We start from the raw sequence: 24,113 nt of genomic DNA, 5'->3' as shown, positions 1-24,113 counted from the left end.
GTGTGCAACAATAGGAAGCGGGGATAGAACTCCCCTGAACGGGCCGCTAAGCTGTCTCGATGACCACCCGGCTGCCACCGACCCCACGCGACGATCTGATCGTTTGCCCGCATTGCGACGCGGCCTTCACGTTGGTGCGGCCAGACGCGGGCGAACGCGCGGTTTGCGTACGGTGCCACACGGCACTGATCACTCCACGGGCCAAGGCGGGTTTGCAAATAATTGCTGTGTCACTGGCCGTGGTCGTCTTGGTCATCGCGGCGACCGTCTTCCCGTTCCTCACCATCAAGGCGGCTGGTGTTCAGAACTCCGTCTCAATTCTCGACGCAGCTTTGGCATTTTCTGACGGCCCGCTCATCATCTTGTCCCTGTCGACCGCGGCGCTGATCATTTTTGTCCCGCTCATGCGCGTGCTCTTGGCGCTTTATGTCTTGATCCCAGTGGTGCTGGACCGCATGCCTGCACGCGGATCGCGGCAGGCCTTTCGTCTGGCTGAGGCTTTGCGCCCCTGGTCCATGGCCGAAATCTTCGCAATTGGCTGCGCGGTCGCATTGGTCAAAGTCGCTGACTTGGCGGATGTGACCTTCGGCCCGGCATTCTGGATGTTCTCAGGCCTTGTCGTTCTGGTCGTCGCCCAAGATAGCTTCATGTGCCGCTGGAGCGTATGGAAATCGCTTGAGGGGTTGCGAAAGTGAGCGCCGCCCATATCACCACGGCGCGCGAAATGGGGCTCGTCAGCTGCACCCGCTGCACTAAAGTTTGGCCTGTAGAAACGCCGCGCTGCGGGCGTTGCGGTAAGCGGCTGATCTCCCGCGACCGGCTCAGCCTGCAACGCGTCTGGGCGTGGTGGCTGGTCGGGGTGCTGTGCTACATCCCGGCGAACCTATATCCCATGCTCGTTACCCTCACCCTGTTCACGACAGAGCAAAGCACGATCATCGGTGGCGCGGTTGAGCTGTTGACCCACGGCGCGCCGGTTGTGGCTTTGATTATCCTTTTTGCCAGCGTCGCAATTCCGGTCGGAAAGTTCATAGCGATTGCCTATTTAGCAATCTCCGTGCAGCGCCGCTCAGTCGCATCTTTTGAAGCACGCCAGATCACCTATGAGGTCGTCGAATATATCGGTCGTTGGTCCATGATCGACATTTTCGTGGTCGCGATCCTGTCCTCGCTGGTGCAGTTGAACACACTGGCCGCGATACAGCCGGGCATCGCCAGCCTATTTTTTGCTTTGTCGGTTGTCTTTACCATGTTGTCTGCGCAAAGCTTCGATACCCGCATGATCTGGGACGTCCAGGGTGCGGCCAAGGGGGATAAAGCGCATGGCTGAAGCGCCATCACAGGTAAAGATCGCGCCCGCCCCCGCGGGGTTTGGCGTTTCGATGGTGTGGATCATCCCGTTGATCGCGCTTGCCGTGGCGCTGGGCGTGGCCTGGCAAAGCTATTCCAACCAAGGCCCTGTGATCACAATAGAATTTGAGAACGGCACCGGCATTCAGGCCGATGAGACCGAGTTGAAATACCGCGACATCACCGTCGGGATCGTCGAAGATGTCGGCTTTACCAATGGGCTTGAAAGCGTAGAGGTCACGGTGCGGATCGACAAAGACATCGCGCCTTTTATTGATCAAAGCGCGAATTTTTGGGTTGTTCGGCCGGAGGTGTCGACGCGCGGCATCAGCGGGCTCAGCACTGTGCTGAGCGGCGTGTTCATTGAAGGCGTCTGGGATACCAAGATTGGCAATCCCGCGAGCACATTCAAAGGCCTGGAGGAAGCGCCACTGTTCCGCCCCTCACAGCCCGGCTTGGAGATCGCGTTGCGCGCCACGGCCAACGGGCAATTGACCGAAAATGCGCCGATCTTCTTTCATGGCATTGAGGTTGGGCGGATCGGCAAAGCCCGTATTTCGCCGCGCACCAATTTCGCAATCGCCGAGGCTATCATTTATGAACCACATGATAGGCTGATCACAGATGCGACCCGGTTCTGGGACACGTCAGGGTTCAGTGTCTCTGTCGGCGCATCTGGGGCTGAGATCGACTTCACTTCATTGGCAACCTTGATCTCGGGCGGGCTGTCCTTTGATACGTTCGTATCTGGCGGTGAACGGGTCAGTGATGGGCGAGAATTTCAGATTTACGCGGACGAGGACACAGCACGCAATTCGGTCTTCAACGCCTCCGAAGTGGAAGAACTGCAGGTCGCAGTCGTGTTTGATGACAATATCTCGGGCCTGACGGTCGGAGCCAACGTCGAGCTTAGCGGGCTGACCATCGGCGGCGTGCAAAGCGTCTCAGGAATTATCGACCGTGCGCGCTTTGGTGACAGCCGGGTACGGTTGAATGCGGTATTGGCCATTCAACCGGCACGGCTGGGGCTTGGTGGCACGCCCTCGCCCACGGCAGCGCTGAACTTTCTGGCCGGTCGGGTCCGCGAAGGGATGCGTGCAAGGCTAACCTCGGCAGGGCTTTTGACCGGCGGGTTGAAAATCGAATTGGTCACTGTTGAAGACGCGCCGCCAGCATCGATTGACGATTTAAACGTGCCCACGCCAGTGCTGCCAACGACCAAAAGTCAGATCGCGGATGCCGGGGCCTCCGTTGAAGGGGTCCTGACCCGCGTCGGGAACCTGCCGATTGAGGAGCTGCTGACCGCAGCGATAGATTTTTTGAACTCTGCGCAGGCTTTTGTGGGCAGCGACGGGGTGCAAGATGTGCCCGCAGAAGTGGTCGGACTGCTAGGCGATATGCGCGGGCTTGTGGGCTCCGACGAGATTCAGAATGTTCCAGTCGCGCTAAATGCCCTTTTGGGCCGTATGGAATTAATCCTGACACAGCTGGAACAAGAACAATTGGTGGCGCGTCTGCTTGATGCAGTGGACGCCGCCGCCGGGGCCGCCGAAGGGATTGAAGGCGCAGCACAAGGGTTACCGGAGCTTTTGGCCTCATTCCAAGGCGTCGCGGAAAAGGCAGAAAACCTGCCAGTTGAGGATTTGATTGCTCAACTCACAAACCTGACCAGCACCGCCGAAGGCGTGATTGACACGCAAGAGTTCAAAGCTCTACCCAAAGATCTCAGCGCCGCATTGGCCGAGATTGAAGCCACATTAAAAGCCCTGCGCGAAGGCGGCGTAGTTGAAAACGCAAACGCGACATTGGCTTCAGCGCGCAACGCGGCGGATGCGGTCGCAGGTGCTACTGTGGAATTACCGGCGCTGATGGACCGGATGGCCGCTGTGTTGAACCAAGCCAGCAGCACCATTCGCGGCTTTGATCAGGGCGAAAATCTCAGCCGTGATGTCGAATCCGCCCTGCGCGATATTCAAAAGGCTGCCCAAGCGCTCGCGTCTCTCGCACGCACGATTGAGCGCAACCCAAGCTCCCTGATCCGAGGACGGTGACCATGATACGACTTGCCCTGCCCATCGCAGCTTTGATCCTGACCGGATGCGCCTCTGACGCGCAACGCTTTACGGCGCCCGCCCCCGAAGTGACGGAACGTGTCGCGATCCGGTTTGCAACCGTCGAAATCCGGGAGGTAACGCTGCCCAGCTATGCCGCCGCAGAAGAGATCACGCGTCAGGATGCCAGTGGCGTATTACAATCGACCACCGATGTGCTTTGGGCTGATGCGCCTGAGCGAGCAATCGCACTAGAGCTGGCCCGCAACCTGGCCAAACTGTCGGGTGCTCGGGTCGCATCCAATCCTTGGCCATTTGAAGCCTTTCCCGATGCGCGTCTGGACATTCGCTTCGAAGAACTTTTGCCCGGCGCCGACGGGCAGTTCCGTGCGCGCGGACAATTCTTTGTGGCTGTCGAAGAGGGGCGCGAGCGCGCCGGCCTGTTTGAGCTATCCCGCGCTGTTGAACAAAACGCAGGGCCAGCCGACCTTGCGCGCATCCGGAAGCTTTTGATTCTCGATGTGGCGGAATTCGTCGCACGTAACGGGCTGCGTTAAGCAACTCCCTGCCCAAAAAGCGCACCCCGCGGATCGATATGCGATCCGCGGGGGCAACTGGGGTTATTTGGGTGAACAGCACCCTCGGGAGAAAAAAGGACTAGGTGCTAAAATACTAGTTAACGGGACACTCTGTAATCCGTGCTGCTCACCGTACCGGCTCTAATTGCCGATGAATTGACTTTGCGTCATCAGCGTCAAAGCTCCGTTAAAGTGCCGTTTGGTAAGCCGTTAAAATATCATTAACGACGACTTTTTTCGATTTTTCACCTTTTTTGGACATGTTTTTTCAACTCGCGGCGCGAGTTTCTGTCGTCAAGATGGGATCGATTCGAGAATTGGGCGGATCGCGTACGTCACGAACCGCTCAAAACCCTAGCCATCCAAATTCAGGGTTATTGTACCGCGGCTAATCCGCGACGAAACCCAACCGCTCGACGGCGGCACGCGCTTGTTCTTTTTGCGACGGTGTCCCATCACGCAAAATGTCGTTCAGCGCCATCATTGCGGTGCTAAGTTTCCGTTTACGGATCATTTCGGTCAAAAAGCTGAGCCGGGCATCGTCGCCGGTGCTCAGAATTTCATCGACTGCGGACCTCAGGTTGGGGTCTTGCTGTGCCATTATCGTGCCCTCGCGATTTTCCCATCCCTACCTTAGCCCTCTACGGTATTGGCCAAAGCGGTTTCATCCCGTTTCTTAAGTTATCCACAGAAAATGCCCAGGGATTGCTCGAAAACTGAGCAACGCAGCAGCTATGTCTCTGCCTCAAGCCGAGCGACGAGCGCAGGCAGATCGGCGACCGTATCAATCACATGGTCTGCGCCAGCATCTTTCAAAAGACCGGTCGCGCGCTGTCGCAACGCGTCGACCTCAGCCGCGCTCATTGCGGCTAGCTCTGCCACCGTCTTTCCAACCGCGTTGCCCGATAAAGCGACACCGACTGTAAGACACCCGGCAGACACACCCTCACCAATGCCAGGCGCCGTGTCATCGACCTTAATCAGGGCTGAAGGTGGGTAGACCGCCAAATCAACCATGCATTTATAAATGCCAAGCGGCCCCGGGCGTCCTTCGCTCAGATCATCGCAGCAAACCAAATTGTCGGGGCTGTAACCCTGCTGTGCCGCAACCGGCAGCACGTTTTCCATGATGGAGCGTGTATACCCAGTCGTTGAGCCGATCTTCATGCCGCGCGCCCGCAACGCGTCCATACAGTCCTTGGTGCCCGGAATAAGGTCCGAATAATCTGCCGCTACCGTTTCATTCTTAGGTACGAATACCTCAAACACAGCGTCGATATCAGCGTCATTTGGGGCGTCACCAGTTTGAGCAATCCATTGCTCGCGTAGTCGCGGCATGGCCAAAAGCGCAGCGATATGATCCCATTTGGGGGCGCCCATGGGCGCCCGCGCCTCGTCAATCGTGACGTCGATACCGAACGTGGCCAATGTCTCAATGAACACGCCCATTGGCGCGAAAGATCCGAAATCTACCGTCGTGCCGGCCCAATCAAAAATGGCCGCTTTAAACTTAGTCATTAAACATCCCGCCCCTGTGCGACGCCGCGTTTAGCGTCCTTCTACAACAAAAACATGACAGGGCAGCAAAGTCAGAAAACCCACATGGCAGGATTTATGACCTGTCACATAAGTTTCGTGAATTTGAAACAATTCTGCAAATTGCCGGTGTCAAACCCTCCCCGGAACAGAGGGGAAATCATGCTGCACATCACCAAACTGACCAAAACCTTTGGTCCCAATATCGCCGTCAACGCAGCCAATCTGAATGCTGACAAGCCCGCAATGATCGGCATTATCGGGCGATCCGGCGCGGGCAAATCGACACTTTTGCGCATGTTGAACCGGCTGACAGATGCGAGCTCTGGCGAGATCATGTTCGAGGGCCAGAATGTCACCGCATTGACTGGTGCCGCGAAACGCAATTGGCAATCACAATGCGCGATGATCTTCCAGCAATTCAATCTGGTGCCGCGTATGGATGTGGTCTCCAACGTGTTGCACGGGACGCTGAACCGCCGCTCAACACTGGCGACGATGTTCAACATTTACCCGACTGATGACGTTTACAAAGCCATCGACATCCTGGAGCGCCTCGGCATCGCCGAACATGCGCCCAAACGCGCCGAAGCCCTGTCCGGTGGCCAGCAGCAACGTGTCGCGATTGCGCGCGCCTTGATGCAGGACCCGAAAATTATTCTGGCCGATGAACCGATTGCGTCGCTCGACCCGATGAATGCGCAGGTGGTGATGCAAAGCTTGCGCCGCATCCATGAAGAAGACGGCCGCATGGTCATCGCCAACCTGCACACGCTTGATACGGCACGACGCTATTGCGACCGCGTCATCGGAATGCGCGACGGCAAGATCGTCTTTGACGGCACGCCCGAGCAGCTGACCACAAACATGGCGCGCGAAATCTATGGCGCGGATGCTTCCTTCTTGGAACAGGCCACCTCGACCGAGATTGAGACGCTCGACAAGGCGATCGCCTGAGCAAAAACCACCCTACCCCCGCGCCATGTCGCGGGCTTTTCAACTGGAGAGAGACGACTATGAAACATCTTATCGCTGCCGCTATGGCGACAACCGCGCTGACCGGCGCAGCTCTGGCGCAAGACGCCATTTCCGAGTTCCGCATCGGCATCCTGGGCGGCGAAAACGCGCAAGACCGCTTGAACAGCTACCAGTGCTTGGCAGACTACGCGACCGAAGCTCTTGGTGTGCCAACAAAACTGTTCGCGCCTGCGGATTATAACGGTGTGATCCAAGGCCTGTTGGGCGGCACATTGGACATGGCTTGGCTGGGCGCATCATCCTACGCAGCCGTCCATATTCAAGACCCGGACGCGGTTGAGCCGGTGCTGGTCAAAATCAATCTCGACGGCAGCTATGGCTATCATTCCATCGGGTTTGCCCGCAAAGACAGCGGCATCACCTCGCTGGACGATATGCAGGGCAAAGTCTTTGGCTTCGGTGATCCGAACTCGACATCCGGCTACCTGATCCCCTCCATCGAAATCCCGCAAACAACCGGCGCGACCATGGAGTCGGGCGACTATTTCGGCGAAGTCAAATTCACGGGCGGCCATGAGCAAACCATTGTTGCGGTCAACAATGGCGATGTGAATGGCGGCGTGACCTGGGCTGACGGCCAAGGCAACTGGGAAGACGGCTACAATTCCGGCGCGTTGCGCAAAGCGGTTGACGCGGGCCTGATCGACATGAACGATCTGGTCGAAATCTGGCGCTCCAACCCGATCCCGGAAGGCCCGGTTGTCCTGCGCACTGTGCTGCCCGCTGACGTCAAAGCCAAGATGACCGCGCTGGTTGACGGGTTGTATGAGGCCGATGCCGATTGCGCCTACGGTGTTGCGGCTGGCGACAGCCTTGGCTTCGACCCGATCACGCATGAGGCCTATGTCTCCATCGTCGAAGCACGCAAAGCAAAATCTAACTAAGACTTTTAAGCACAATACGCTGGCCCCGTTTCCTTCCAAACGGGGCCAGCAATTTGTCAGGGGACAGTATGGCCAGTTTATCCAGCGCGCCTACGGGCACGATCAGGGACGACTACGTAGCGCAGATGCGCCAGAAACGAATTCTCAACCTGATCCTTTTGATCATCTTTGTGGCCCTGATGGTCGCCGGGTTTCAGACCGCAAACGCGCGCAACGCGGGTGGGTTTTGGCAAGGCTGGCCCAATATACTGGATTTTCCCGCCGATGTGGTCAGCGAAGCCATCGAGCGCATTCACCTGCTGCCGGGATATTTCGTCAAATACCTCCCCTCCCTGATGGAAACCATAAATATCGCCGGCGCCGCCACCTTGATCGGCGCGCTTGCCGCCTTGTTCATGTCCTTTCTGGCGACGCGCGGGCTGGCCGCATTGCCATGGATGATCAGCCCGGTGCGCCGCACACTCGACATTCTACGCGCGGTGCCCGAGATCGTGATTGCGCTGGTCTTGATCTTCTTGCTTGGTGGCGGCCCCGTCCCCGCCATGATCGCAATCGCACTGCACACAGTCGGCGCCCTAGGCAAGCTATTCTCTGAGGTGAATGAAAACGCATCCTTGAAATCTGTTGAGGGGCTTGAATCGGTTGGTGCCAGCTGGCTGCAACGCATGTTTCTGGGCGTCGTGCCGCAGGTCGCGCCGAACTATCTTAGCTACGCCTTGCTGCGGTTCGAGATCAACATCCGCGCCTCTGCCATCCTCGGGTTCGTGGGCGCAGGCGGCATCGGCTACGACCTGCGCAACACCATGTCCTGGGGGCAAGGCAAGTTCGACGAGGCTGCCGCTATCTTCCTGCTGCTTTTCGCCACCATCATCGTGGTCGATCAGCTGTCGAGCTACACCCGCAACCGCCTGACCCACGGCAAGGCCTATCAAGACAAGGGCGCAATCATATGAGCACCGCCGCACTAAAATCGCAGGCCACAGGTATATTCGTTCGCAAGCGGATGACCTCGATAGCCGTGCCTGTGTTGATCGCCGCCTATATGACCTACGTCTTTTTCGCCTTTGACATGCTTGGCTTGGGCGAACGGGTCAGCGTCAAAAACATGCGCACTATGGTCACCGACATCTACAGCTACAAAACCCACGTGGAGCGCAACAACCGCACTGGCGCGATCGAGATCGCGATTGAGGGCGAAAAAAGGGCCGCTACGCACCCGGCGCCTCCCCCGATTGGGTCATGCTTGGCGATGAAACGGTGATCGAGCTTGCGGATGGCCATACCGTCATCTTTGGCGAACAGGTGATCTACGACATCCCCGGCTACGGCGTGATCCGGGCGACACCGGGTCGCAGCGGTGTGAATGCCGAGCTGCCAGACGGCCCCGTCCCAGACTGGATCAACGCATCAAAAAACCGGCTGGCCGTGACGACCGACGCAGGCCGTCTGACGATCACCCGGAACCGCTCCGAAGTGTTTCGCTATTTCAACGGTTGGGAGCTTTTCTTTTTCACGCTCGACAGCCCGTATCACGGCAAAAGCTTTGGACAGCTGCTGGGCTCTGGCGAGTATCTCGGCATGTGGAACGACTTTTGGTCAAACAAAATGTGGCGCCACGCCGATGTCGCTTGGGCCTTGGTCGAGACCATCTTGATGGCGTTCTTGGGCACATTCGGTGCGGCCTTCTTTGCTCTGCCTTTGGGCTTTCTGGCCGCCAAGAACTTCACGCCATTGGGCGGGCTGCGCTTCGCCGCGCGTCGTTTGTTCGACTTCCTTCGCGGGGTCGACGGGTTGATCTGGACGATCATCCTGTCGCGCGCCTTCGGCCCCGGCCCGCTGACGGGTTCGCTTGCGATCTTGCTGACCGATACCGGTACATTCGGAAAAATCTTTTCAGAAGCCTTGGAAAACGTGGATGACAAGCAAATCGAAGGCATCAGCTCAACCGGGGCAAAGCCTTTGCAGCGGTACCGCTTCGGGGTGATCCCACAAATGACGCCGGTGCTGCTCAGCCAGGTTTTATACTACCTCGAATCCAACACGCGGTCCGCCACGATCATCGGCGCGATCACAGGCGGCGGAATTGGGCTGTTATTGACGCAGGCGATCATTACCCAGAAAGACTGGGAAGAAGTCTCTTACTACATCGTGCTGATCATCATCATGGTCATGGCCATGGACACTTTTTCCGGGTGGTTGCGGCGCAAGCTGATCAAAGGCGATGAGGGGGGACACTAATGGCCCGGTTGACGGCAGAAGCGCCCTACATCCACCCAGAATGTGACATCACTGAGGATTGCACCTTCGGGCGCTTCGTTGAAATCGGGCGCGGCTCCCGCGTCGCGCATTCGGCTATGGGGGATTATTCCTATTGCGACCGCTTTGCCGATATCGCCAATGCTCAGGTCGGGAAATTCTCCAACATTGCCAGTTATGTTCGTATTGGCGCGACAGATCATCCGATGGACAAGGCGAGCCTGCATCACTTCCACTACCGCTCTGCCGACTATTTCGACGATGCCGCGCATGATGAAGATTGGTTTGCGCACCGCCAGTCCAGACGTGCAAAACTTGGCAATGACACCTGGATCGGCCACGGCGCACAGATCAGGCCGGAGGTCTCAGTCGGCCATGGGGCGGTCGTGGCAGGCGGCGCGATCGTGACCAAGGATGTGGCGCCCTACATGATCGTCGCCGGCATCCCTGCGACGCCCTTGCGAGCACGCTTTGATCCAAAGATTGCCGACCGGATGATGGCACTTGCGTGGTGGGATTGGCCGCATGGTGCGCTCCGCGCCGCGTTGGATGATTTCCGTGCTCTCAAAGCGGAAGCATTTTTGGAGAAATACAAAACCGCTGCTATTCCGCAGCGACAGAAACCGGCTGACCAACACGCATGAACCGCGCTGCCAGATCGCCCGAGAGGTAGGACCAACGCCCGGCTACCATCGTGCCTTCGATCTCGTTGTGTCTGCGCATCGACAAGCGTCAAATCCGCCCGCTTTCCAACTTGAATGTCGCCGCGATCCGACAGCCCCATCACATTGGCTGGGTTGCGCGAAATCAACGCCCAGGCTTGTGCGAAATTCATCCCCTCGCGCGCAAGCCGGAACGCAGCCTGATGCAACGTCGGGTAGTGGTAGTCTGAGACCAGCGCGGTGCAAAGCCCGGCATCAATCAGATCTGAGGCCGCGATATTGCCGGATTGGGAGCCACCCCGCACGATATTGGGCGCGCCCATCAAAACAGGGTCTCCCCAGGCCTGAGCCGCCGAAGCCGCACCAAAACTGGTCGGAAACTCGCAAATCTTGGCCCCAATCATAGAGAACCGTTCGCGCGTTTCTGCTGTGTCGTCGTCATGGCTGCCGTACTTGATACCCATCTCGTCGAACTTCGCGGCCAGATCGCACAGGTGGCGCGGCACGTCTTTCGATTGGGTCAGGGCCGTTTTGACCAAGTCCATATGCGCCTCAACACTGCGACCGGCTTTTGCAGCCCAGGTCGCGAAACTGGTGAGATTGTCACGGGCTATAGCAAGCGCTTCATCAAGGTGGTTGTTAAAAATAACGTAGTCGATCTTGTGCCTGGCAAGGGCTGCAAGCAATCGGTCCCCCGTCTCGACGGTGTGGGTTTCGCAACGAATCTGGACACGCAGGTCGGTCAACAACTGCTCACGCGTGGCGCTGACGGCGCTCAAGACCTGTTCGGCGAAGTCTGGGCTGCGATGCCCGCCCTCCCAGGACCAGCTTTGCGCCATCCACGCCGTGGTGACACCGTTTGCGGCCGCATCCCGATCCGTGCCCGCCAGCCCCATTTCGATGGGAAACGGAGCCGTCGGTCGGGGCGCGATATGGTGTTCAAGCGCATCGCCATGCAAATCAATGATGCCGGGCAGCACCAAATAACCGTTCGCGTCCAGCTGCGGTCCTCCAAAACCATGCGCAGCGATGCGCCCGCCGCTGACAAGCACCTCATCTTCCGACAAAGCGCCGTCGCGCAGCACAAGTCCGCCTGTGATTTTAAGTTCATCTGTAGGTGACATTTTGCATCCGCCTCGCCCGTTTTTCGGCGAAGATAGGGCCGCTATGTATCGGCGCCATGACAGGACGCGTTTAGTTTGGGTCCACTGTCAGAGTCACCCGGTCACCGGCAAACCAGGTGTGTCCATATTCAATCGCCCGCCCTGACGCATCCGCGTTGATCCCGACGCTGCGCAGGATCGGCGCACCCTCTGTGATCCGCAAATGCAGGGCTTGCGTGGCATTGGCCTGCTTCGCGGTCAGCCGCGTCGAGATGCGGACGTAATCCGACACGCCATGCCGTTCCAATGCCGCGGTGACCGACTTTCGGTCGCGCAAAGCAGGCAAAAGTTCCGGGAAACGCGCAGCCGGGAACACACTGCGAAACAGCGCGACAGGTTGATCATCGGCCAATGAGAGACCTTCGTAGACATGCACCTCAGCCCCGTTTTCAAGCGACAATGCCTCCCGCTCCCGTGGTCCGGCAGCGCGGGTTTGCAAGGTCAGAACCTCCTTGGCCGGAACCCGTCCGGCGGCCTCTAGATTTTGGTGAAAACGGACCCTGCGCCCAATCGGATAATCGGTCGGGCGCTGCGCTACAAACACGCCCGCGCCGCGTCGCGCATGCACGAGACCCAGTTCCGCCAGATTGGCAAGCGCGCGGCGCACGGTGTGGCGGTTGACGCCAAACCGTGCGGACAGTTCGGCTTCGGTCGGTAGCTTGTCACCCGGCGCATAGAGCCCCTCCGCCACCTCTCCCGTCAATGTCCCAGCGATAGATTTCCAAATCGGGGTGCGTGCCATCTTGTCACCAAAGTTTCACAGTTAGGGATCTTGCGGTAACACGTAGATCGTGCCAAATGTTGTCTAGTTGTATAGCAATGTAGACAAATCGGCAAGGTGTCTAGATGATCACCCAAAAGGACGACAACGCGGCGCGCAAAGCCTGGATGGGGTTGCTTGCAAAAGCACCCGCCAAGGCATTGTCAGAACTATGGGAGGCGAGTGCGCTCACCCCCGACCACCGCATTCTAAGAGCACCAGAGATCGGCAGCACGATGGTGCGCGGCCGGATGGGCGCGGTCGGTGCCGCGTTCAATTTGGGCGAGGTAACGATCACCCGATGCTCTGTCAGACTGGCAGCTGGCGTCGACGGTCACGCCTATGTGCAAGGCCGCGACAAAGAGAAGGCACTGCAAGCCGCACTGATCGACGGCTTGATGCAAACCGAGGCAGCCAAGCAGGTGCGCGACGCGATCTTGACGCCGCTGGAACAAGCCATGACCGCGAAGGCCGCAAAGCGCGCGGCGAAGGCCGCGGCCACCAAGGTCGATTTCTTCACCATGGCCCGGGGGGAGGACTGATGGAACAGCACGCTTTAGATGGCGGTTTCGAGAACGCCCCAATTGATGCAGCAAACGCGTTTCGCGCGATCATGCAAGCCATGGCGCGGCCTGGCGATATTCTGAGCGTCGCAGGCGCGCAGGCACCCGCCCCGCTATCGACGGCGGCCAGTGTCTTGATCGCCACGCTTTGTGATCCCGAAACACCGATCTATCTAGCCCCCAGCGTCGACACGCAGGACATACGGGACTGGATCCGCTTTCACACGGGCGCCCCGATGACCGGTGCAAAAGAGGCGCAATTCGCGGTAGGAGCTTGGTCTGAGCTGCCTATCGACCAATTCCAACTCGGCACACCAGAATACCCTGACCGCTCAACGACACTGATCATCGAACAAAACAACCTGTCGCAAATCGGCGCTAAACTGCGCGGGCCGGGAATAAAAGATGAGGCGGCACTGAACCTACCCGACACCGAAACCTTCCAGAACAACGCCAAACTTTTCCCGCTCGGGCTGGATTTCTTTTTCACCTGCGGCGACCGATTGGCCGGTCTACCGCGAACAACGAAGGTGAGCTGACATGTATGTTGCAGTAAAGGGCGGAGAGCGGGCAATTGATAACGCGCATGCGTGGCTGGCCGAAGAACGGCGCGGCGACGCTGATGTGGCAGAGCTTTCAATCGCGCAAATCCGCGAACAAATGAGCTTGGCAGTGAACCGCGTAATGGCCGAGGGCTCGCTCTTTGATCGTGACCTCGCGGCATTGGCCGTCAAACAATCGCGCGGCGATTTGATCGAGGCGATTTTCTTGATCCGCGCCTACCGCACCACCCTGCCCCGATTTGGAGCGTCCAATCCAATCGATACGGATGGCATGGCGTGCGACAGACGTATCTCAGCTACGTTCAAGGACGCACCGGGCGGGCAAGTCTTGGGCCCGACCTTCGACTACACGCACCGATTGTTAGACTTCAAACTCGCCGCCGACGGGGAAACGAACGAGGCGCCGGAGGCGCTCGCCCGCCAAGAACCAACGCCGCATATCATGACCTTCCTCGACCGGGAAGATTTGATACAGAACGAGCCTTTCAGCGACGATGCGCCCTCTGACCTGACGCGCGAACCGCTTGAGTTGCCAGCGGGCCGCGATCTGCGCCTGCAATCCCTGACCCGCGGCGACGAAGGGTTCATCCTCGGCATGGCCTATTCGACGCAACGCGGCTACGCGCGCAACCACGCTTTCGTGGCCGAGCTGCGTATCGGCACCGTACCCGTCGAAATGCACATACCCGAGTTGGGGTTCGACATCGAAATCGGAGAAATCCAGCTGACCGAATGCGAAACGGTAAATCAGTTCCAAGGCTCTAAAACTGAGCCCCCGCAATTCACCCGCGGCTACGGACTGGTCTTTGGAATGTCAGAGCGCAAAGCCATTTCGATGGCTTTGGTCGACCGGGCCTTGCGTTGGAAAGAGCTGGGCGAAGACAATGTCGGCGCCCCCGCTCAGGACGAAGAATTCGTGCTTTACCACGCCGATAACATCCAGGCGACGGGCTTTCTGGAACATATCAAGCTGCCCCACTACGTCGATTTCCAGGCGGAGCTGGAACTAATCCGCAAGCTGCGACGAGAGACGCAAAGCGATGTCCCGGAGGCCGCAGAATGAGCGTTACAACGGTGGTATTCGACATCGGTGGCGTTCTGGTTGACTGGAAGCCTCATCTAGCCTGGGAACCTGAGCTGGGACCAGACGAGACCGCTGCGTTTATGGAGCGCGTCGATTTCAAAGCGCGCAACATGCGCGCCGATGCTGGCGAAAGCTTTGCGGACATGGCGGCTGAACTGGACACTGCTGAAGATCAGGACCGGTTCAGCGCATATGTCGCGCTCTATCCCCGCACCGTCAAGGATCAGGTGCCCGGCACATGGGATGTCCTCGACGCGCTCAAAATGCGCGGCGTGCCGACCCATGCGATCACCAACTGGTCTGCCGAGACATGGCCCGAAGGATTGAAATCGCAACCGCGCTTGGCGGAGGTGTTTGGGACATTGGTTATCTCGGGAGAGGAAAAGGTAATGAAGCCTGATCGCCAGATTTTTGAAACGCTTTGCGCGCGTGCAAATGTAGCAGCGAAAGACTGCGTTTTCATTGATGACAGCCTAAAAAACGTGACAGGCGCACGCGCAGCCGGAATGGATGCCATCCACTTCACAGATGCCCCCGCCTTGGAGGCCGCGTTGCACGCAAGAGGTTTGCTATGAACGACTACAATTTCGCCTATCTCGATGAGCAGACAAAGCGCATGATCCGCCGCGCGATCCTGAAAGGGCTTGCCATCCCCGGTTATCAGGTGCCTTTCGCCTCACGCGAGATGCCAATGCCCTATGGCTGGGGTACTGGCGGCGTGCAGGTCTCGGCCGCTGTTTTGACGCCCAACGACCGGCTCAAGGTTATTGATCAGGGCGCTGATGACACAACGAACGCAGTCTCCATTCGGCGTTTCTTTGAAAAAACGGCAGGCGTTGCGGTCACAGAAGCCACGTCAGAGGCCAGCGTCATCCAGACCCGTCACCGCATCCCCGAAGAGCCGCTGCGAGACGACCAAATTCTGGTCTATCAGGTGCCAATTCCAGAGCCTTTGCGTTTCCTTGAGCCCTCAGAAGTTGAGACGCGCAAGATGCATAGCCTTGAAGAATACGGGCTCATGCATGTGAAGCTCTATGAAGATATTTCGCAGCATGGCGCGATCGCGACCTCCTACGCCTATCCTGTCAAAGTCGAGGGGCGATACGTGATGGACCCGTCCCCGATCCCGAAATTCGACAACCCCAAGCTTGAGATGTCCGCGATACAACTCTTCGGCGCTGGACGGGAGCAGCGGATTTACGCGGTGCCGCCCTATACGAAGGTTGTCTCGCTTGATTTCGATGATTTTCCGTTTGAAGCCAGTAAGGCCGATCACGCGTGTGGCCTTTGCGGGGCCGAGGACAGCTACCTTGATGAGCTGATCGTCGATGATGACGGCACGCGGATGTTCATGTGCTCGGATACTGATTATTGTCAATCTCGGCGCGCGGCCGGTCATCACGGTGTTCAATTCGTCCCTGAGCAGGAGGAAGTCGCATGACGCCACTTTTGCAAGTCTCAGACCTTTCAAAATTCTACGGGCAACGCATCGGTTGCCGGGACGTGGCCTTCGACCTGTATCCCGGTGAGGTCATGGGCATTGTCGGCGAGTCGGGTTCCGGCAAATCGACGCTTCTGAATTGTCTCGCGGGCCATTTGGAGCCGGATACCGGCACTGTTTGCTTCGACACCAAAACAGACGGGCTGCGCGACACGATCACGATGAGCGAGCCTGAGCGGCGGATGCTGGGCCGCACGGACTGGGCCTTCGTGCACCAACATGCGCGTGACGGGTTGCGGATGAATGTCAGCGCCGGCGGCAATGTGGGTGAGCGGTTGATGGCGGTGGGGGCGCGTCATTATGGCGATATCCGGGAGGCGGCGACGGATTGGTTGGGCCGTGTGGAAATCTTGGCGGACCGGATTGATGACCGCCCCACCGCCTTTTCGGGCGGGATGCAGCAGCGGCTGCAGATCGCGCGAAATCTGGTGACGGGACCCCGGCTGGTCTTCATGGATGAGCCGACGGGGGGCTGGATGTGTCAGTTCAGGCGCGGCTATTGGACCTGCTGCGTGAGCTGGTGCGAGAGATGGGATTGTCGGCGATCATCGTGACGCATGATCTGGCGGTGGTCCGTCTGCTTGCGGATCGGTTGATGGTGATGAAGGACGGGCATGTCGTTGAAAGCGGGCTCACCGATCAGGTGCTTGATGACCCGCAGCATGCCTATACGCAGCTTCTGGTCTCGTCGGTCTTGCAGGTCTAGCGGCCAAAAAACAAATTCCCCCGCATGCGGGGAATCTCGTAACCCACTGGAAAGGCTCCTCTTTCCAAAAATGTTAAGGATTTGGAAAGCTATGATCGCGGTCGAAAACCTCTCCAAAAGCTTCACCTTGCACAATCAGGGCGGGGCGGTGATCCCGGTGCTGGACAAGGCCGAGCTGCGCGTCGCACCCGGCGAATGCGTGGCGCTGACCGGGGCCTCTGGCGCGGGGAAATCAACGCTGATGCGCATGCTCTACGGCAATTACCTGGCGGCGTCTGGCAGCATTATGATCGGCGACACGGATGTGGCCACGGCCAAGCCCCGCGACATCCTGGAGCTGCGAAAACACACGTTGGGCTATGTCAGCCAGTTTCTGCGCGTGGTCCCGCGCGTGGCGACGCTGGATGTGGTGGCGGAGCCGCTTTTGCTGACGGGGCACAGCCACGACGCCGCAAATGCGCGCGCGCGCGACCTGCTGGCGCAGCTCAACATTCCTGAAACCCTGTGGGGTCTAAGCCCCACGACTTTTTCGGGCGGGGAGCAGCAGCGGGTCAATATTGCACGCGGGTTTGCCAACCCCTACCCGGCCTTGTTGCTTGATGAGCCGACGGCCAGCCTGGACGCAACAAACCGCGCCACGGTCTTGTCGCTGATCGACGCCGCCAAGGCGCGCGGGGCGGCCATTGTCGGGATTTTCCATGACGATGCGGCCCGGACGCAGGTTTGTGACCGGGCGGTTGATGTCGCGCAATTCACACCGGGTATGAACTGATGCCCGCGACAACCGCCGGGCGTTTCATTGCCGTGGTCGGGCCGTCAGGCGTGGGCAAGGACAGCGTGATGGAAGCCATGGCAATCGCGGATCCGCGCATAAAACTTGCGCGCCGCGTGATCACGCGACCATCTGATGCGGGTGGCGAAGCCTTTGACGGCGTCGATACCGCCGCGTTCAAGGCAATACGCGACGCGGATGGTTTCGCGCTGTGGTGGCCCGCGCATGGGATGTATTACGGCATCCCAACGGAGGTGGATGCGCTGCTTGAGGCAGGCCATGACGTCTTGGCCAATCTGTCGCGCGGCGTTTTGGATCAGGCGCGGTTGCGGTTTGACCGGTTTGAGGTTTTGTCCCTGACCGCGGATCGCGATGTGTTGGAACAACGTCTGATCGCACGCGGGCGCGAAGATCAGATGGAAATTGGACGGCGATTGGACCGCGCCAACTATGAACTGCCGGACTGGGTTGACGCGATCACGCTCGACAATAGCGCGGCGTTGGAGGGCACGGTCGCCCGCGCCCTAGACATGCTTTACCCGGTGAGCGCGTAGCGGTGAATTTCATGAAACATCCCCGCACTATCCTGTCCGACAAAGGTGAGATTTGTGACCGCAAACGGGCGCGGCAAGACCGGCGCAAAATGGGGCGCAATCTTGCCGAGGGCCGCGCCTGTGTCGGGCAAACGCCCTGTCAGGGTGATGTGAAAGCGGAATTCATCCATCACATAGGGGTAACCCCAATTGGCCAGATGCAGTTCCTGAGCCTTCGAAAGGCTGTTGGATTTGCGCCGGGCAAGCTCTGCCGCCGAGGGTGGCGCGCGGAAATGGTCAAGCTTGGTGACGACCTGCGCGGCCAAGCCGGCAAGTGCGGTCTGATTGCCCAGCGGCGTCAGCGCGATGAACCCCGCCAGTTCCTGAACCTGCAAGCCGTCCATCGTGACCGGGGCGAGCGTGGTGCAAAGCTGCGCGAGAGCCGTTTGCAGCGCCGCCGCATCCGTGCCATCGGCCAAAAAGAACGGTGGTTTGATCGTGCCATGGAGCCCGTATTTGCGCGGGGTCGCCGTTATGTCAGCGACATCAAGCCCGTCGATTTGAGGGTGGTCCACGGCGCAACCGCGTGCGACATCCCACCCCAGCCAGTCCGCGCCACGCGCCGCCAATGCGCCCTCAGGCGTGAAATACACCGCGTATCTTTGATACATATCCCTCTCCTCAGCTCGCGACAGCGATGCACAACAAGCGTAACATTGCCATGACAAATGACACGATCCTCGCCAATGCAAAACTGGTTCTCAAAGATGAGGTCGTGACCGGCGGGCTGGTCATTCGCGACGGTCTGATCGCGGAAATTTCGCAAGGAACCGGCGTGCCGGTGGGCGCGATTGATTGCGAGGGCGCCTATCTGGCGCCCGGGTTGATTGAGCTGCACACCGACAATCTGGAACGCCATATGCAGCCGCGCCCCAAGGTCGACTGGCCGCACGGGCCCGCGATTATCGCACATGACCGGGAGCTTGCGGGCACCGGCATTACCACCGTGTTTGACGCGATCCGGGTGGGATCAATCGTCTCTGACGGGGGCAAAAAGCGCTACGGAAAATATGCACGCGGCATGGCGGATGAGATTTTGGCGATGCGGAACGCTGGCGTTTTGCGGATCAGCCACCACATTCATCTGCGCGCTGAAAACTGTTCAGAAACTTTGATCGAAGAGCTGGACGAGTTCGGGCCGGAGGACAAGGTCGGGATCGTCTCGTTGATGGATCACACGCCGGGGCAGCGCCAGTTCCGCGACCTTCAGAAATTTGAGGATTATGTTTGCGGCAAGAACGGTCTGTCGCGCGAAGGTTTTGGCGACTACGTCGATTTCCTATACGGGTTGCAAGAAAAGCTGGGCGCGACGCATGAGGCGGCCACCGTCGCGGCCGCAATGCGGTTTGGCGCGACTTTGGCCAGCCATGATGACACCACCGACGCGCAGGTGACCCATAGCGCCGGGCTTGGCGTGAAAATCGCGGAATTCCCGACCACCGTTGAGGCCGCACATGCCTGCCACCGATGCGAGATCGCCACGATCATGGGCGCGCCCAACCTTGTGCGCGGCGGATCGCATTCGGGCAATGTCGCGGCGAGCGAGCTGGCGGGGTTGAACCGGTTGGATATTTTGTCATCGGATTACGTGCCGGCGGCCTTGCTGCAAGGCGCGCATCTGCTGTCGGAGATTTGGGACGACATGGCCGCGGGCATTGCGACCGTGACGGCGAACCCGGCGCGCGCGCTTGGGCTGAAAGACCGCGGTGAAATCGCCAAGGGCCTGCGCGCTGACCTGGTGTTGTTCGACACGCGGCTGAAAACGCCTGCGCTGCGCGCGGTCTGGTGTTTGGGCAAACGCGCGGCCTGACCGTCGGGCTGGGTTAGCGCGCGCCAATTATGTTTTGCCAGTCGCGCAGGATGGCGGGCAGCTGCGCCGCATCAATGACGGCGAAGGCCATCGCGTCGATGTCGCTTGCGCACAGGATCAGATCGCTTTGGCCTTCGGGCTTGAGCAAGATGCAATGCAGCCCCGGCTCGTCTTCCTGATCTGTGTTTTCGATGTCTTGCGCGAGGTTGGTGAGGGCCGCGCGCTGCGCGGTGTTTCCTTCCAGCTCGACCTGCTGGCCGGAGTGCAGAACGGTCCAGGCGCTGCTGTTGGGGCGCAGACTGTCCATAAGCGCATGGAAATGCGACGGATTTTCTGTGGTGGGGTTGGATGTGAGCTGGGTTGGGGACACGCCAAGGCTCGCGCCCTCGGGATGTTGGGTTTTGGGGTGACTGCGCACGGCAAGCGATTGCGCCCCTGTTAGAAAGGCGTCGAGCAGCGCTATTGCCTGACCGAGTTCGTCAGGCGTTTCGCTTGAAAGTGCGGTGGGCGTTTCTGCGTCCGTCGCGTTCAAGCTGAGCACACGGCCCGAGGCGACATGCAGGATCAACTGCTCATCGCGATGATTGCGGAAGGTCAGGATGCGGGGCAGCCGGGTTTGGCTGACCTCCGTGTCGAGGCAAGCGCGTGGGTCCATTGCGGGATCGGTTTGCAAGGCGCGCCAACCGTCTGGGTGCGACGCGGCCGGGGCTGCGAGGGCGGTCAGCGTGTCTTTGAGGATCTCAAACGTGGTCACGTGACATCACCCGGCGCGTTGTTCGGGGATCGTGCCCAGAACCGCGGCGAACACCTGCTTGGAGCTTTCGAGAAACGCGTCGAGATCAATGCCCGGCTGGCAGGCGCAGCAGAGCGCATCCGTCCCCTCGCCCGCGGCGCGCAGAAAGATGCCGACCTCATTTGGGTTGAGCACGATCGCTTCGGAAATCGCGGGTGTCATGCCGGGTGAAAGGTGTTGGGCAATCTGGTGACTTGCATCGCCCTGCAAGACGTCGATGCCGGTGGCGCAAAGGGCGTCGAGATGTTCCTGCCGCAGCTTGGGGTGGCTGCTGGCACATAGCACCATCCCTGCTGAAATATCGGCAAAAGCCACAATCAGGCAATCGGGAAAACCCGCGCGCAATTGATCGAGCTCTTGAGCGATTGTCATACCCCAGCCTTTCGTGCACGACGACTTGCCGCGCTTCAAATCCCGTTGAGGTGTAAGACAAGAAAGTTTGAAACAGATTAATGCCGCTCCGGGGTGCTTCGCTATTCGAGTATTGAGCGTCTCCGGAGACTGCGTTGCACCATTATGCGCCGCGGAACGATCCGGGACGCTTCGGTTTCTGCGGCATCAGGAGGCGGCTCTGCTGCCTCAGTGGGTTTTGGTTGCGCTGGTGCGAAGGCCGGAATGTCGAGCACAGCGGCTTCGGTCCGCCGCGTCTGGGTATCAAAACCGGGGTCCTTTTGCTGTTTCAGCTCCCGCAAGAGCTGAGCCAGCTCGCGCGCAAACTCGGACGCGCCGCTTTTTGACCAGAGGTCGGGATTGTCCGTTTCATTGACCGCATGCAGCAAAGAGATCGGCAAGCAGGCGCGAAACAACCCTTCTGTCTCCGTGCGGACGCGGCGCAACACACGCCCACGGTCCCCCTGATTGACCAGCTTATCCACGCGCGTCAGCAGCAAAATACTATTCTGGAACAAGAGCGGGTCTTGTTCCATCCACACTGCGGCTTCGCTTTGCCGCCAGGCCTGCGTCGCATGGCTGCACCAAATCACGCCATCGGCCTGCCCAAGCATACGTTGCCAAATATCGGGCGACATGTTGGGGTCTGAAATGCCGGGCATATCGAGCAAGTCGCATTCTTGAAGCAAATCTTGCGGCGTGAAAATCTTGATATAGGCCGTGCTTTCTAGCGGTGCGTCGCCAAGCCGGGTCAAATCGACCGGATGGCGCTCCCCCTCCAGATCAACGCGATAGGGTGCGTCTTCACCATAGCTGATCCAAACCGGCGGAAGCTGCGTGGCAATTACCTGGACCGGCAAATGCGCGGTGCCAATCAACAGGTTGGCCAACGTGCTTTTGCCAGCACTGAATTCGCCCATCAATGCGAGACAGGGTTTAGGGGAAACACCTTCTGTCATTTGTAATACACATCAAGGGCTTGCAATGCGTTGTTGAGTTCTTCGTCGCGCAATTTCAAAGTGTCGAGCCCAAGAAATTCATCGACCTTTTGCGCAGCCTGCCCGGCATTCTGCGTGACATTTTCAAGGGAATGGCACTGCTCGAACACAAAATCCTTATAGAGCATACGCGTCGCATTGCGCAGCGTATCGGCCTGTTCAACCTTCAGCTTTTCAATCAATTCCGCTGTTTCGATGCGGATCATGTCATGAAAGCTTTCGGCGAAAGCGCGGTAGCCACGGCGGCGTTGCCACCAGCTTTTCCACCAGCTTCCCTTGAGATCAAGCGCGATCGTTTTGCCAATCGACACCGGCGGCGGCACATGCGGCGCGGGGGGCGTTTTGATGTCAATCACATCATCAGGCAGGTGCAAATGATCGCGGTAGATCCGCGAAATATCTTCGGCCACAAGTCCCGCATGTTTGGCGAAAACTGTTTGGCATTTCTGCCCAAACATTTTGTAGGACGAGTTCAACAATACCCGCAGGCCAGTGGGGTCATATTCCCAAACATTTTGTTCCCCATAGCGGTCGAGATGCGACAGCAATGCATCCGTCGCGCGCGTCAAAAACCCTTCATGCGCACGGTCGACGCGCTGTTCGAACTGGGTCTGCAGCGCGTTAAGCTCATCCGATAGGGTTGCGACGCGACCGGTCCGCACCTGTTCAAGTTCTACCGCGATTTGATCAGGTTGCAGCGTCAGGTTCATGTCGCCGATCTGGGCCTTTGCGGCGAGGTTGTCCGAGGCCCGGATCGCACTGATCGCATTGCCCGCATCTGAGGCGATATGTTTGACCGCGTCAAAACCCATCCCCGTCGCGACGCGTTGCCCGATTGTATCAAACAACGCGGCCACGCCTGAGGCCTGCCACAGGGCTTCCAATTGTGACGCATCCGGGTCGATATTGGCGGTGTCGCGGCACGCGTCAAAGGCCGCGCGACTGGCGGCGGGCATCTGTTCAAACCGGTCTGTCTGCGCATATTCCGCCCAGAGCGCACTGCCGAAAATAATCTCCGCCTCGGTCGGGCCCTTGTGACGTTCGAGCGTCTTTTGAATGCTATCGCGTATCTGGGCGATTTGGGTTTTGGGATCGGGCAGCTCATCCACGCGGTTCACAAAGATGATGACTTCGCGCGATTTCACGTTTGAAATCAATCGTATGAGGGCCATATCTGTAGAGGACAGGGCTTGATGCGCCGACAAGACGACAACGCAAATCCTGCTGTCGCGGATCGATTGAATCGTGATCTGCTCACGCATCATGAAGGTGTCATTGACCCCGGGCGTGTCGCGAATGCACAGCCGCAACGGCAAGCTGGCTTGCTGGAAATACAGATCCGCCGATTTGGTGATATCGGCAAAACGCCCTTGCGTGCTGCCACTGCGCCCGCCGCCATCGTCATCATCAAACTCGTCGCCAAGGCAGACGTAACGCTCTATCAGCTCCTTGTCGAAATGCCCGTAACTGTGTTCCTGCCCTAACAGCATTTCGAATTTGCGGCCCAAACGCTGTTTGGACTTTTCGCGCATTTCTTCGACCTGCGCCTTGATCTTGGCCAATTCATCCTCAGCGCCGGCGCGATCTGCAAGCTCCCCAATGCGGCCGCCGCCCTTGAGGAGCCGGTCCCATTCATCTTGTTCAAAGAAGCGGAATTTGGCGCTTCTGGGCGGGTCAAGCTCCTTGGGATGAAGATGCAGCGAGGTGACGACGGAGGTCCAAGGGTTCACATCCGCGGGCAACAGGCCGGGCTGGCCGACCATCGCGTTGACCAGGGAGGTTTTGCCGGATTTGATCTGGCCGATCATAGTCACGCTCGGCTCTAACATTGCAAGCTGGCGCGACAAGCGGCGCGCCGTTTTCTGGCCAGCCGGATCGCCAAATTTAAGGATAAGCCGCAGGGCGCGTTTGAGCGGGCGCATGTTTTCGACAAATTTTGCGAGCGCACCGGTGGACGCACCAATCAGCGCGCTTGCATGCGACGCCTCCGCTGGCGCGGGTTTGGTGATCTCACTTTCAGCGTTCATCCTACTCGACTTTCATTGCGACCTGCCCCACCGAC

Annotated in this window: 24 protein-coding genes and 3 pseudogenes; 18 read left to right on the top strand and 9 right to left on the bottom strand. The window is 58.8% G+C overall.

Annotated elements, in window-relative coordinates; genetic code table 11:
• Positions 1 to 59 precede the first annotated feature (59 nt).
• Genes ACZ1G7_RS00550 through ACZ1G7_RS00535 form a run of 4 tightly spaced genes read left to right on the top strand, consistent with a single transcriptional unit; the run spans position 60 to position 3,958 of the window.
• Complete coding sequence (locus tag ACZ1G7_RS00550) at positions 60 to 695, top strand: paraquat-inducible protein A (protein WP_472661427.1); 636 nt, start codon at positions 60 to 62, stop codon at positions 693 to 695.
• Positions 696 to 724: 29 nt separating this feature from the next.
• Positions 725 to 1,330 (top strand): paraquat-inducible protein A, encoded by a 606-nt coding sequence (locus ACZ1G7_RS00545; protein WP_472663775.1) that lies wholly within the window; start codon positions 725 to 727, stop codon positions 1,328 to 1,330.
• Positions 1,323 to 3,401, top strand: a complete 2,079-nt coding sequence (locus ACZ1G7_RS00540) for a PqiB family protein (protein ID WP_472661425.1) — start codon at positions 1,323 to 1,325, stop codon at positions 3,399 to 3,401. Before ACZ1G7_RS00545 ends, ACZ1G7_RS00540 begins: the two co-directional genes overlap by 8 nt.
• Before the next feature lie 2 nt (positions 3,402 to 3,403).
• Positions 3,404 to 3,958 (top strand): PqiC family protein, encoded by a 555-nt coding sequence (locus ACZ1G7_RS00535; RefSeq protein ID WP_472661423.1) that lies wholly within the window; start codon positions 3,404 to 3,406, stop codon positions 3,956 to 3,958.
• Positions 3,959 to 4,367: 409 nt separating this feature from the next.
• Here the strand turns inward: ACZ1G7_RS00535 and ACZ1G7_RS00530 are convergent, their stop codons facing one another.
• Entirely contained in the window at positions 4,368 to 4,580 is a 213-nt protein-coding gene (locus ACZ1G7_RS00530; protein ID WP_472661421.1) for a hypothetical protein, read from the bottom strand.
• A gap of 131 nt (positions 4,581 to 4,711) precedes the next feature.
• Entirely contained in the window at positions 4,712 to 5,497 is a 786-nt protein-coding gene (phnX, locus tag ACZ1G7_RS00525) for a phosphonoacetaldehyde hydrolase (RefSeq protein ID WP_472661419.1), read from the bottom strand.
• Between the two features lie 180 nt (positions 5,498 to 5,677).
• Here phnX and phnC point away from each other — a divergent pair, with 180 nt between their 5' ends.
• The 5 genes and pseudogenes from phnC to ACZ1G7_RS00500 all read left to right on the top strand — a co-directional run bounded on the left by phnC (position 5,678) and on the right by ACZ1G7_RS00500 (position 10,337).
• Positions 5,678 to 6,472: a phosphonate ABC transporter ATP-binding protein gene (gene phnC, locus ACZ1G7_RS00520; protein WP_472661417.1), complete on the top strand. Its 795-nt coding sequence runs from the start codon at positions 5,678 to 5,680 to the stop codon at positions 6,470 to 6,472.
• 59 nt (positions 6,473 to 6,531) lie between these two features.
• Positions 6,532 to 7,437, top strand: a complete 906-nt coding sequence (gene phnD / locus ACZ1G7_RS00515; protein ID WP_472661416.1) for a phosphonate ABC transporter substrate-binding protein — start codon at positions 6,532 to 6,534, stop codon at positions 7,435 to 7,437.
• 68 nt (positions 7,438 to 7,505) lie between these two features.
• Positions 7,506 to 8,390, top strand: a complete 885-nt coding sequence (gene phnE, locus ACZ1G7_RS00510; RefSeq protein WP_472661415.1) for a phosphonate ABC transporter, permease protein PhnE — start codon at positions 7,506 to 7,508, stop codon at positions 8,388 to 8,390.
• Positions 8,387 to 9,675 (top strand): annotated as a pseudogene (gene phnE, locus ACZ1G7_RS00505) (phosphonate ABC transporter, permease protein PhnE). The gene phnE (ACZ1G7_RS00510) and the pseudogene phnE (ACZ1G7_RS00505) overlap by 4 nt, the downstream one beginning before the upstream one ends.
• Entirely contained in the window at positions 9,675 to 10,337 is a 663-nt protein-coding gene (locus ACZ1G7_RS00500) for an LbetaH domain-containing protein (protein WP_472661413.1), read from the top strand. The pseudogene phnE (ACZ1G7_RS00505) and the gene ACZ1G7_RS00500 overlap by 1 nt, the downstream one beginning before the upstream one ends.
• A gap of 119 nt (positions 10,338 to 10,456) precedes the next feature.
• On the opposite strand, the pseudogene ACZ1G7_RS00495 reads toward ACZ1G7_RS00500, so the two are convergent.
• Positions 10,457 to 11,479: pseudogene (locus ACZ1G7_RS00495) on the bottom strand (alpha-D-ribose 1-methylphosphonate 5-triphosphate diphosphatase); the annotation flags it as partial.
• Between the two features lie 70 nt (positions 11,480 to 11,549).
• Positions 11,550 to 12,260, bottom strand: a complete 711-nt coding sequence (phnF, locus tag ACZ1G7_RS00490) for a phosphonate metabolism transcriptional regulator PhnF (protein ID WP_472661411.1) — start codon at positions 12,258 to 12,260, stop codon at positions 11,550 to 11,552.
• Positions 12,261 to 12,364: 104 nt separating this feature from the next.
• Between phnF and phnG the strand changes: the two genes are divergently transcribed.
• The 8 genes and pseudogenes from phnG (at position 12,365) to phnN (ending at position 18,021) form a co-directional block, all read left to right on the top strand.
• Positions 12,365 to 12,820 (top strand): phosphonate C-P lyase system protein PhnG, encoded by a 456-nt coding sequence (gene phnG, locus ACZ1G7_RS00485; RefSeq protein WP_472661409.1) that lies wholly within the window; start codon positions 12,365 to 12,367, stop codon positions 12,818 to 12,820.
• On the top strand, positions 12,820 to 13,380 hold the full coding sequence (gene phnH / locus ACZ1G7_RS00480) for a phosphonate C-P lyase system protein PhnH (protein WP_472661407.1): 561 nt from the start codon (positions 12,820 to 12,822) through the stop codon (positions 13,378 to 13,380). The genes phnG and phnH overlap by 1 nt, the downstream gene beginning before the upstream one ends.
• 1 nt (position 13,381) lies before the next feature.
• Positions 13,382 to 14,467: a carbon-phosphorus lyase complex subunit gene (locus ACZ1G7_RS00475; RefSeq protein WP_472661406.1), complete on the top strand. Its 1,086-nt coding sequence runs from the start codon at positions 13,382 to 13,384 to the stop codon at positions 14,465 to 14,467.
• Positions 14,464 to 15,063, top strand: coding sequence for an HAD family hydrolase (locus tag ACZ1G7_RS00470; protein WP_472661404.1), 600 nt, complete (start codon positions 14,464 to 14,466; stop codon positions 15,061 to 15,063). Before ACZ1G7_RS00475 ends, ACZ1G7_RS00470 begins: the two co-directional genes overlap by 4 nt.
• Positions 15,060 to 15,929 carry an alpha-D-ribose 1-methylphosphonate 5-phosphate C-P-lyase PhnJ gene (locus ACZ1G7_RS00465; RefSeq protein ID WP_472661402.1) on the top strand — a complete coding sequence of 290 codons (870 nt, stop codon included), beginning with the start codon at positions 15,060 to 15,062 and terminating at the stop codon, positions 15,927 to 15,929. Before ACZ1G7_RS00470 ends, ACZ1G7_RS00465 begins: the two co-directional genes overlap by 4 nt.
• Positions 15,926 to 16,695, top strand: a pseudogene (gene phnK, locus ACZ1G7_RS00460) (phosphonate C-P lyase system protein PhnK). The gene ACZ1G7_RS00465 and the pseudogene phnK overlap by 4 nt, the downstream one beginning before the upstream one ends.
• A 91-nt stretch (positions 16,696 to 16,786) precedes the next feature.
• On the top strand, positions 16,787 to 17,467 hold the full coding sequence (gene phnL / locus ACZ1G7_RS00455; RefSeq protein ID WP_472661400.1) for a phosphonate C-P lyase system protein PhnL: 681 nt from the start codon (positions 16,787 to 16,789) through the stop codon (positions 17,465 to 17,467).
• Positions 17,467 to 18,021 carry a phosphonate metabolism protein/1,5-bisphosphokinase (PRPP-forming) PhnN gene (gene phnN / locus ACZ1G7_RS00450; protein ID WP_472661399.1) on the top strand — a complete coding sequence of 185 codons (555 nt, stop codon included), beginning with the start codon at positions 17,467 to 17,469 and terminating at the stop codon, positions 18,019 to 18,021. Before phnL ends, phnN begins: the two co-directional genes overlap by 1 nt.
• Here phnN and ACZ1G7_RS00445 read toward each other — a convergent pair.
• Positions 18,003 to 18,671 (bottom strand): DUF1045 domain-containing protein, encoded by a 669-nt coding sequence (locus ACZ1G7_RS00445; protein ID WP_472661398.1) that lies wholly within the window; start codon positions 18,669 to 18,671, stop codon positions 18,003 to 18,005. The genes phnN and ACZ1G7_RS00445 overlap by 19 nt on opposite strands.
• A gap of 50 nt (positions 18,672 to 18,721) precedes the next feature.
• Here ACZ1G7_RS00445 and ACZ1G7_RS00440 point away from each other — a divergent pair, with 50 nt between their 5' ends.
• Positions 18,722 to 19,870 (top strand): alpha-D-ribose 1-methylphosphonate 5-triphosphate diphosphatase, encoded by a 1,149-nt coding sequence (locus tag ACZ1G7_RS00440; protein ID WP_472661397.1) that lies wholly within the window; start codon positions 18,722 to 18,724, stop codon positions 19,868 to 19,870.
• A 13-nt stretch (positions 19,871 to 19,883) separates the two neighbouring features.
• Here the strand turns inward: ACZ1G7_RS00440 and ACZ1G7_RS00435 are convergent, their stop codons facing one another.
• From ACZ1G7_RS00435 to ACZ1G7_RS00420, 4 genes are all read right to left on the bottom strand, one after another.
• Entirely contained in the window at positions 19,884 to 20,624 is a 741-nt protein-coding gene (locus tag ACZ1G7_RS00435; RefSeq protein WP_472661396.1) for a hypothetical protein, read from the bottom strand.
• A gap of 6 nt (positions 20,625 to 20,630) precedes the next feature.
• Entirely contained in the window at positions 20,631 to 21,035 is a 405-nt protein-coding gene (locus tag ACZ1G7_RS00430) for a hypothetical protein (RefSeq protein WP_472661394.1), read from the bottom strand.
• A gap of 101 nt (positions 21,036 to 21,136) precedes the next feature.
• On the bottom strand, positions 21,137 to 22,012 hold the full coding sequence (locus ACZ1G7_RS00425) for a dynamin family protein (RefSeq protein WP_472661393.1): 876 nt from the start codon (positions 22,010 to 22,012) through the stop codon (positions 21,137 to 21,139).
• Entirely contained in the window at positions 22,009 to 24,078 is a 2,070-nt protein-coding gene (locus ACZ1G7_RS00420; protein WP_472661391.1) for a dynamin family protein, read from the bottom strand. The genes ACZ1G7_RS00425 and ACZ1G7_RS00420 overlap by 4 nt, the downstream gene beginning before the upstream one ends.
• Positions 24,079 to 24,113: the final 35 nt, after the last annotated feature.

Source organism: Litoreibacter sp. JB4-2 (genome assembly GCF_055693445.1).
Note: the sequence above shows the minus strand (reverse complement) of the source record. Positions and strands in the feature narration are given on the sequence as shown.

What these genes read in the sequence shown, in the direction of transcription:
- ACZ1G7_RS00550 (WP_472661427.1), top strand. Translation starts at nt 60, where the DNA reads ATGACCACCCGGCTGCCACCGACCCCACGCGACGATCTGATCGTTTGC.
- ACZ1G7_RS00545 (WP_472663775.1), top strand. Translation starts at nt 725, where the DNA reads ATGGGGCTCGTCAGCTGCACCCGCTGCACTAAAGTTTGGCCTGTAGAA.
- ACZ1G7_RS00540 (WP_472661425.1), top strand. Translation starts at nt 1,323, where the DNA reads ATGGCTGAAGCGCCATCACAGGTAAAGATCGCGCCCGCCCCCGCGGGG.
- ACZ1G7_RS00535 (WP_472661423.1), top strand. Translation starts at nt 3,404, where the DNA reads ATGATACGACTTGCCCTGCCCATCGCAGCTTTGATCCTGACCGGATGC.
- ACZ1G7_RS00530 (WP_472661421.1), bottom strand. Translation starts at nt 4,580, where the DNA reads ATGGCACAGCAAGACCCCAACCTGAGGTCCGCAGTCGATGAAATTCTG.
- phnX (WP_472661419.1), bottom strand. Translation starts at nt 5,497, where the DNA reads ATGACTAAGTTTAAAGCGGCCATTTTTGATTGGGCCGGCACGACGGTA.
- phnC (WP_472661417.1), top strand. Translation starts at nt 5,678, where the DNA reads ATGCTGCACATCACCAAACTGACCAAAACCTTTGGTCCCAATATCGCC.
- phnD (WP_472661416.1), top strand. Translation starts at nt 6,532, where the DNA reads ATGAAACATCTTATCGCTGCCGCTATGGCGACAACCGCGCTGACCGGC.
- phnE (WP_472661415.1), top strand. Translation starts at nt 7,506, where the DNA reads ATGGCCAGTTTATCCAGCGCGCCTACGGGCACGATCAGGGACGACTAC.
- ACZ1G7_RS00500 (WP_472661413.1), top strand. Translation starts at nt 9,675, where the DNA reads ATGGCCCGGTTGACGGCAGAAGCGCCCTACATCCACCCAGAATGTGAC.
- phnF (WP_472661411.1), bottom strand. Translation starts at nt 12,260, where the DNA reads ATGGCACGCACCCCGATTTGGAAATCTATCGCTGGGACATTGACGGGA.
- phnG (WP_472661409.1), top strand. Translation starts at nt 12,365, where the DNA reads ATGATCACCCAAAAGGACGACAACGCGGCGCGCAAAGCCTGGATGGGG.
- phnH (WP_472661407.1), top strand. Translation starts at nt 12,820, where the DNA reads ATGGAACAGCACGCTTTAGATGGCGGTTTCGAGAACGCCCCAATTGAT.
- ACZ1G7_RS00475 (WP_472661406.1), top strand. Translation starts at nt 13,382, where the DNA reads ATGTATGTTGCAGTAAAGGGCGGAGAGCGGGCAATTGATAACGCGCAT.
- ACZ1G7_RS00470 (WP_472661404.1), top strand. Translation starts at nt 14,464, where the DNA reads ATGAGCGTTACAACGGTGGTATTCGACATCGGTGGCGTTCTGGTTGAC.
- ACZ1G7_RS00465 (WP_472661402.1), top strand. Translation starts at nt 15,060, where the DNA reads ATGAACGACTACAATTTCGCCTATCTCGATGAGCAGACAAAGCGCATG.
- phnL (WP_472661400.1), top strand. Translation starts at nt 16,787, where the DNA reads ATGATCGCGGTCGAAAACCTCTCCAAAAGCTTCACCTTGCACAATCAG.
- phnN (WP_472661399.1), top strand. Translation starts at nt 17,467, where the DNA reads ATGCCCGCGACAACCGCCGGGCGTTTCATTGCCGTGGTCGGGCCGTCA.
- ACZ1G7_RS00445 (WP_472661398.1), bottom strand. Translation starts at nt 18,671, where the DNA reads ATGTATCAAAGATACGCGGTGTATTTCACGCCTGAGGGCGCATTGGCG.
- ACZ1G7_RS00440 (WP_472661397.1), top strand. Translation starts at nt 18,722, where the DNA reads ATGACAAATGACACGATCCTCGCCAATGCAAAACTGGTTCTCAAAGAT.
- ACZ1G7_RS00430 (WP_472661394.1), bottom strand. Translation starts at nt 21,035, where the DNA reads ATGACAATCGCTCAAGAGCTCGATCAATTGCGCGCGGGTTTTCCCGAT.
- ACZ1G7_RS00425 (WP_472661393.1), bottom strand. Translation starts at nt 22,012, where the DNA reads ATGACAGAAGGTGTTTCCCCTAAACCCTGTCTCGCATTGATGGGCGAA.
- ACZ1G7_RS00420 (WP_472661391.1), bottom strand. Translation starts at nt 24,078, where the DNA reads ATGAACGCTGAAAGTGAGATCACCAAACCCGCGCCAGCGGAGGCGTCG.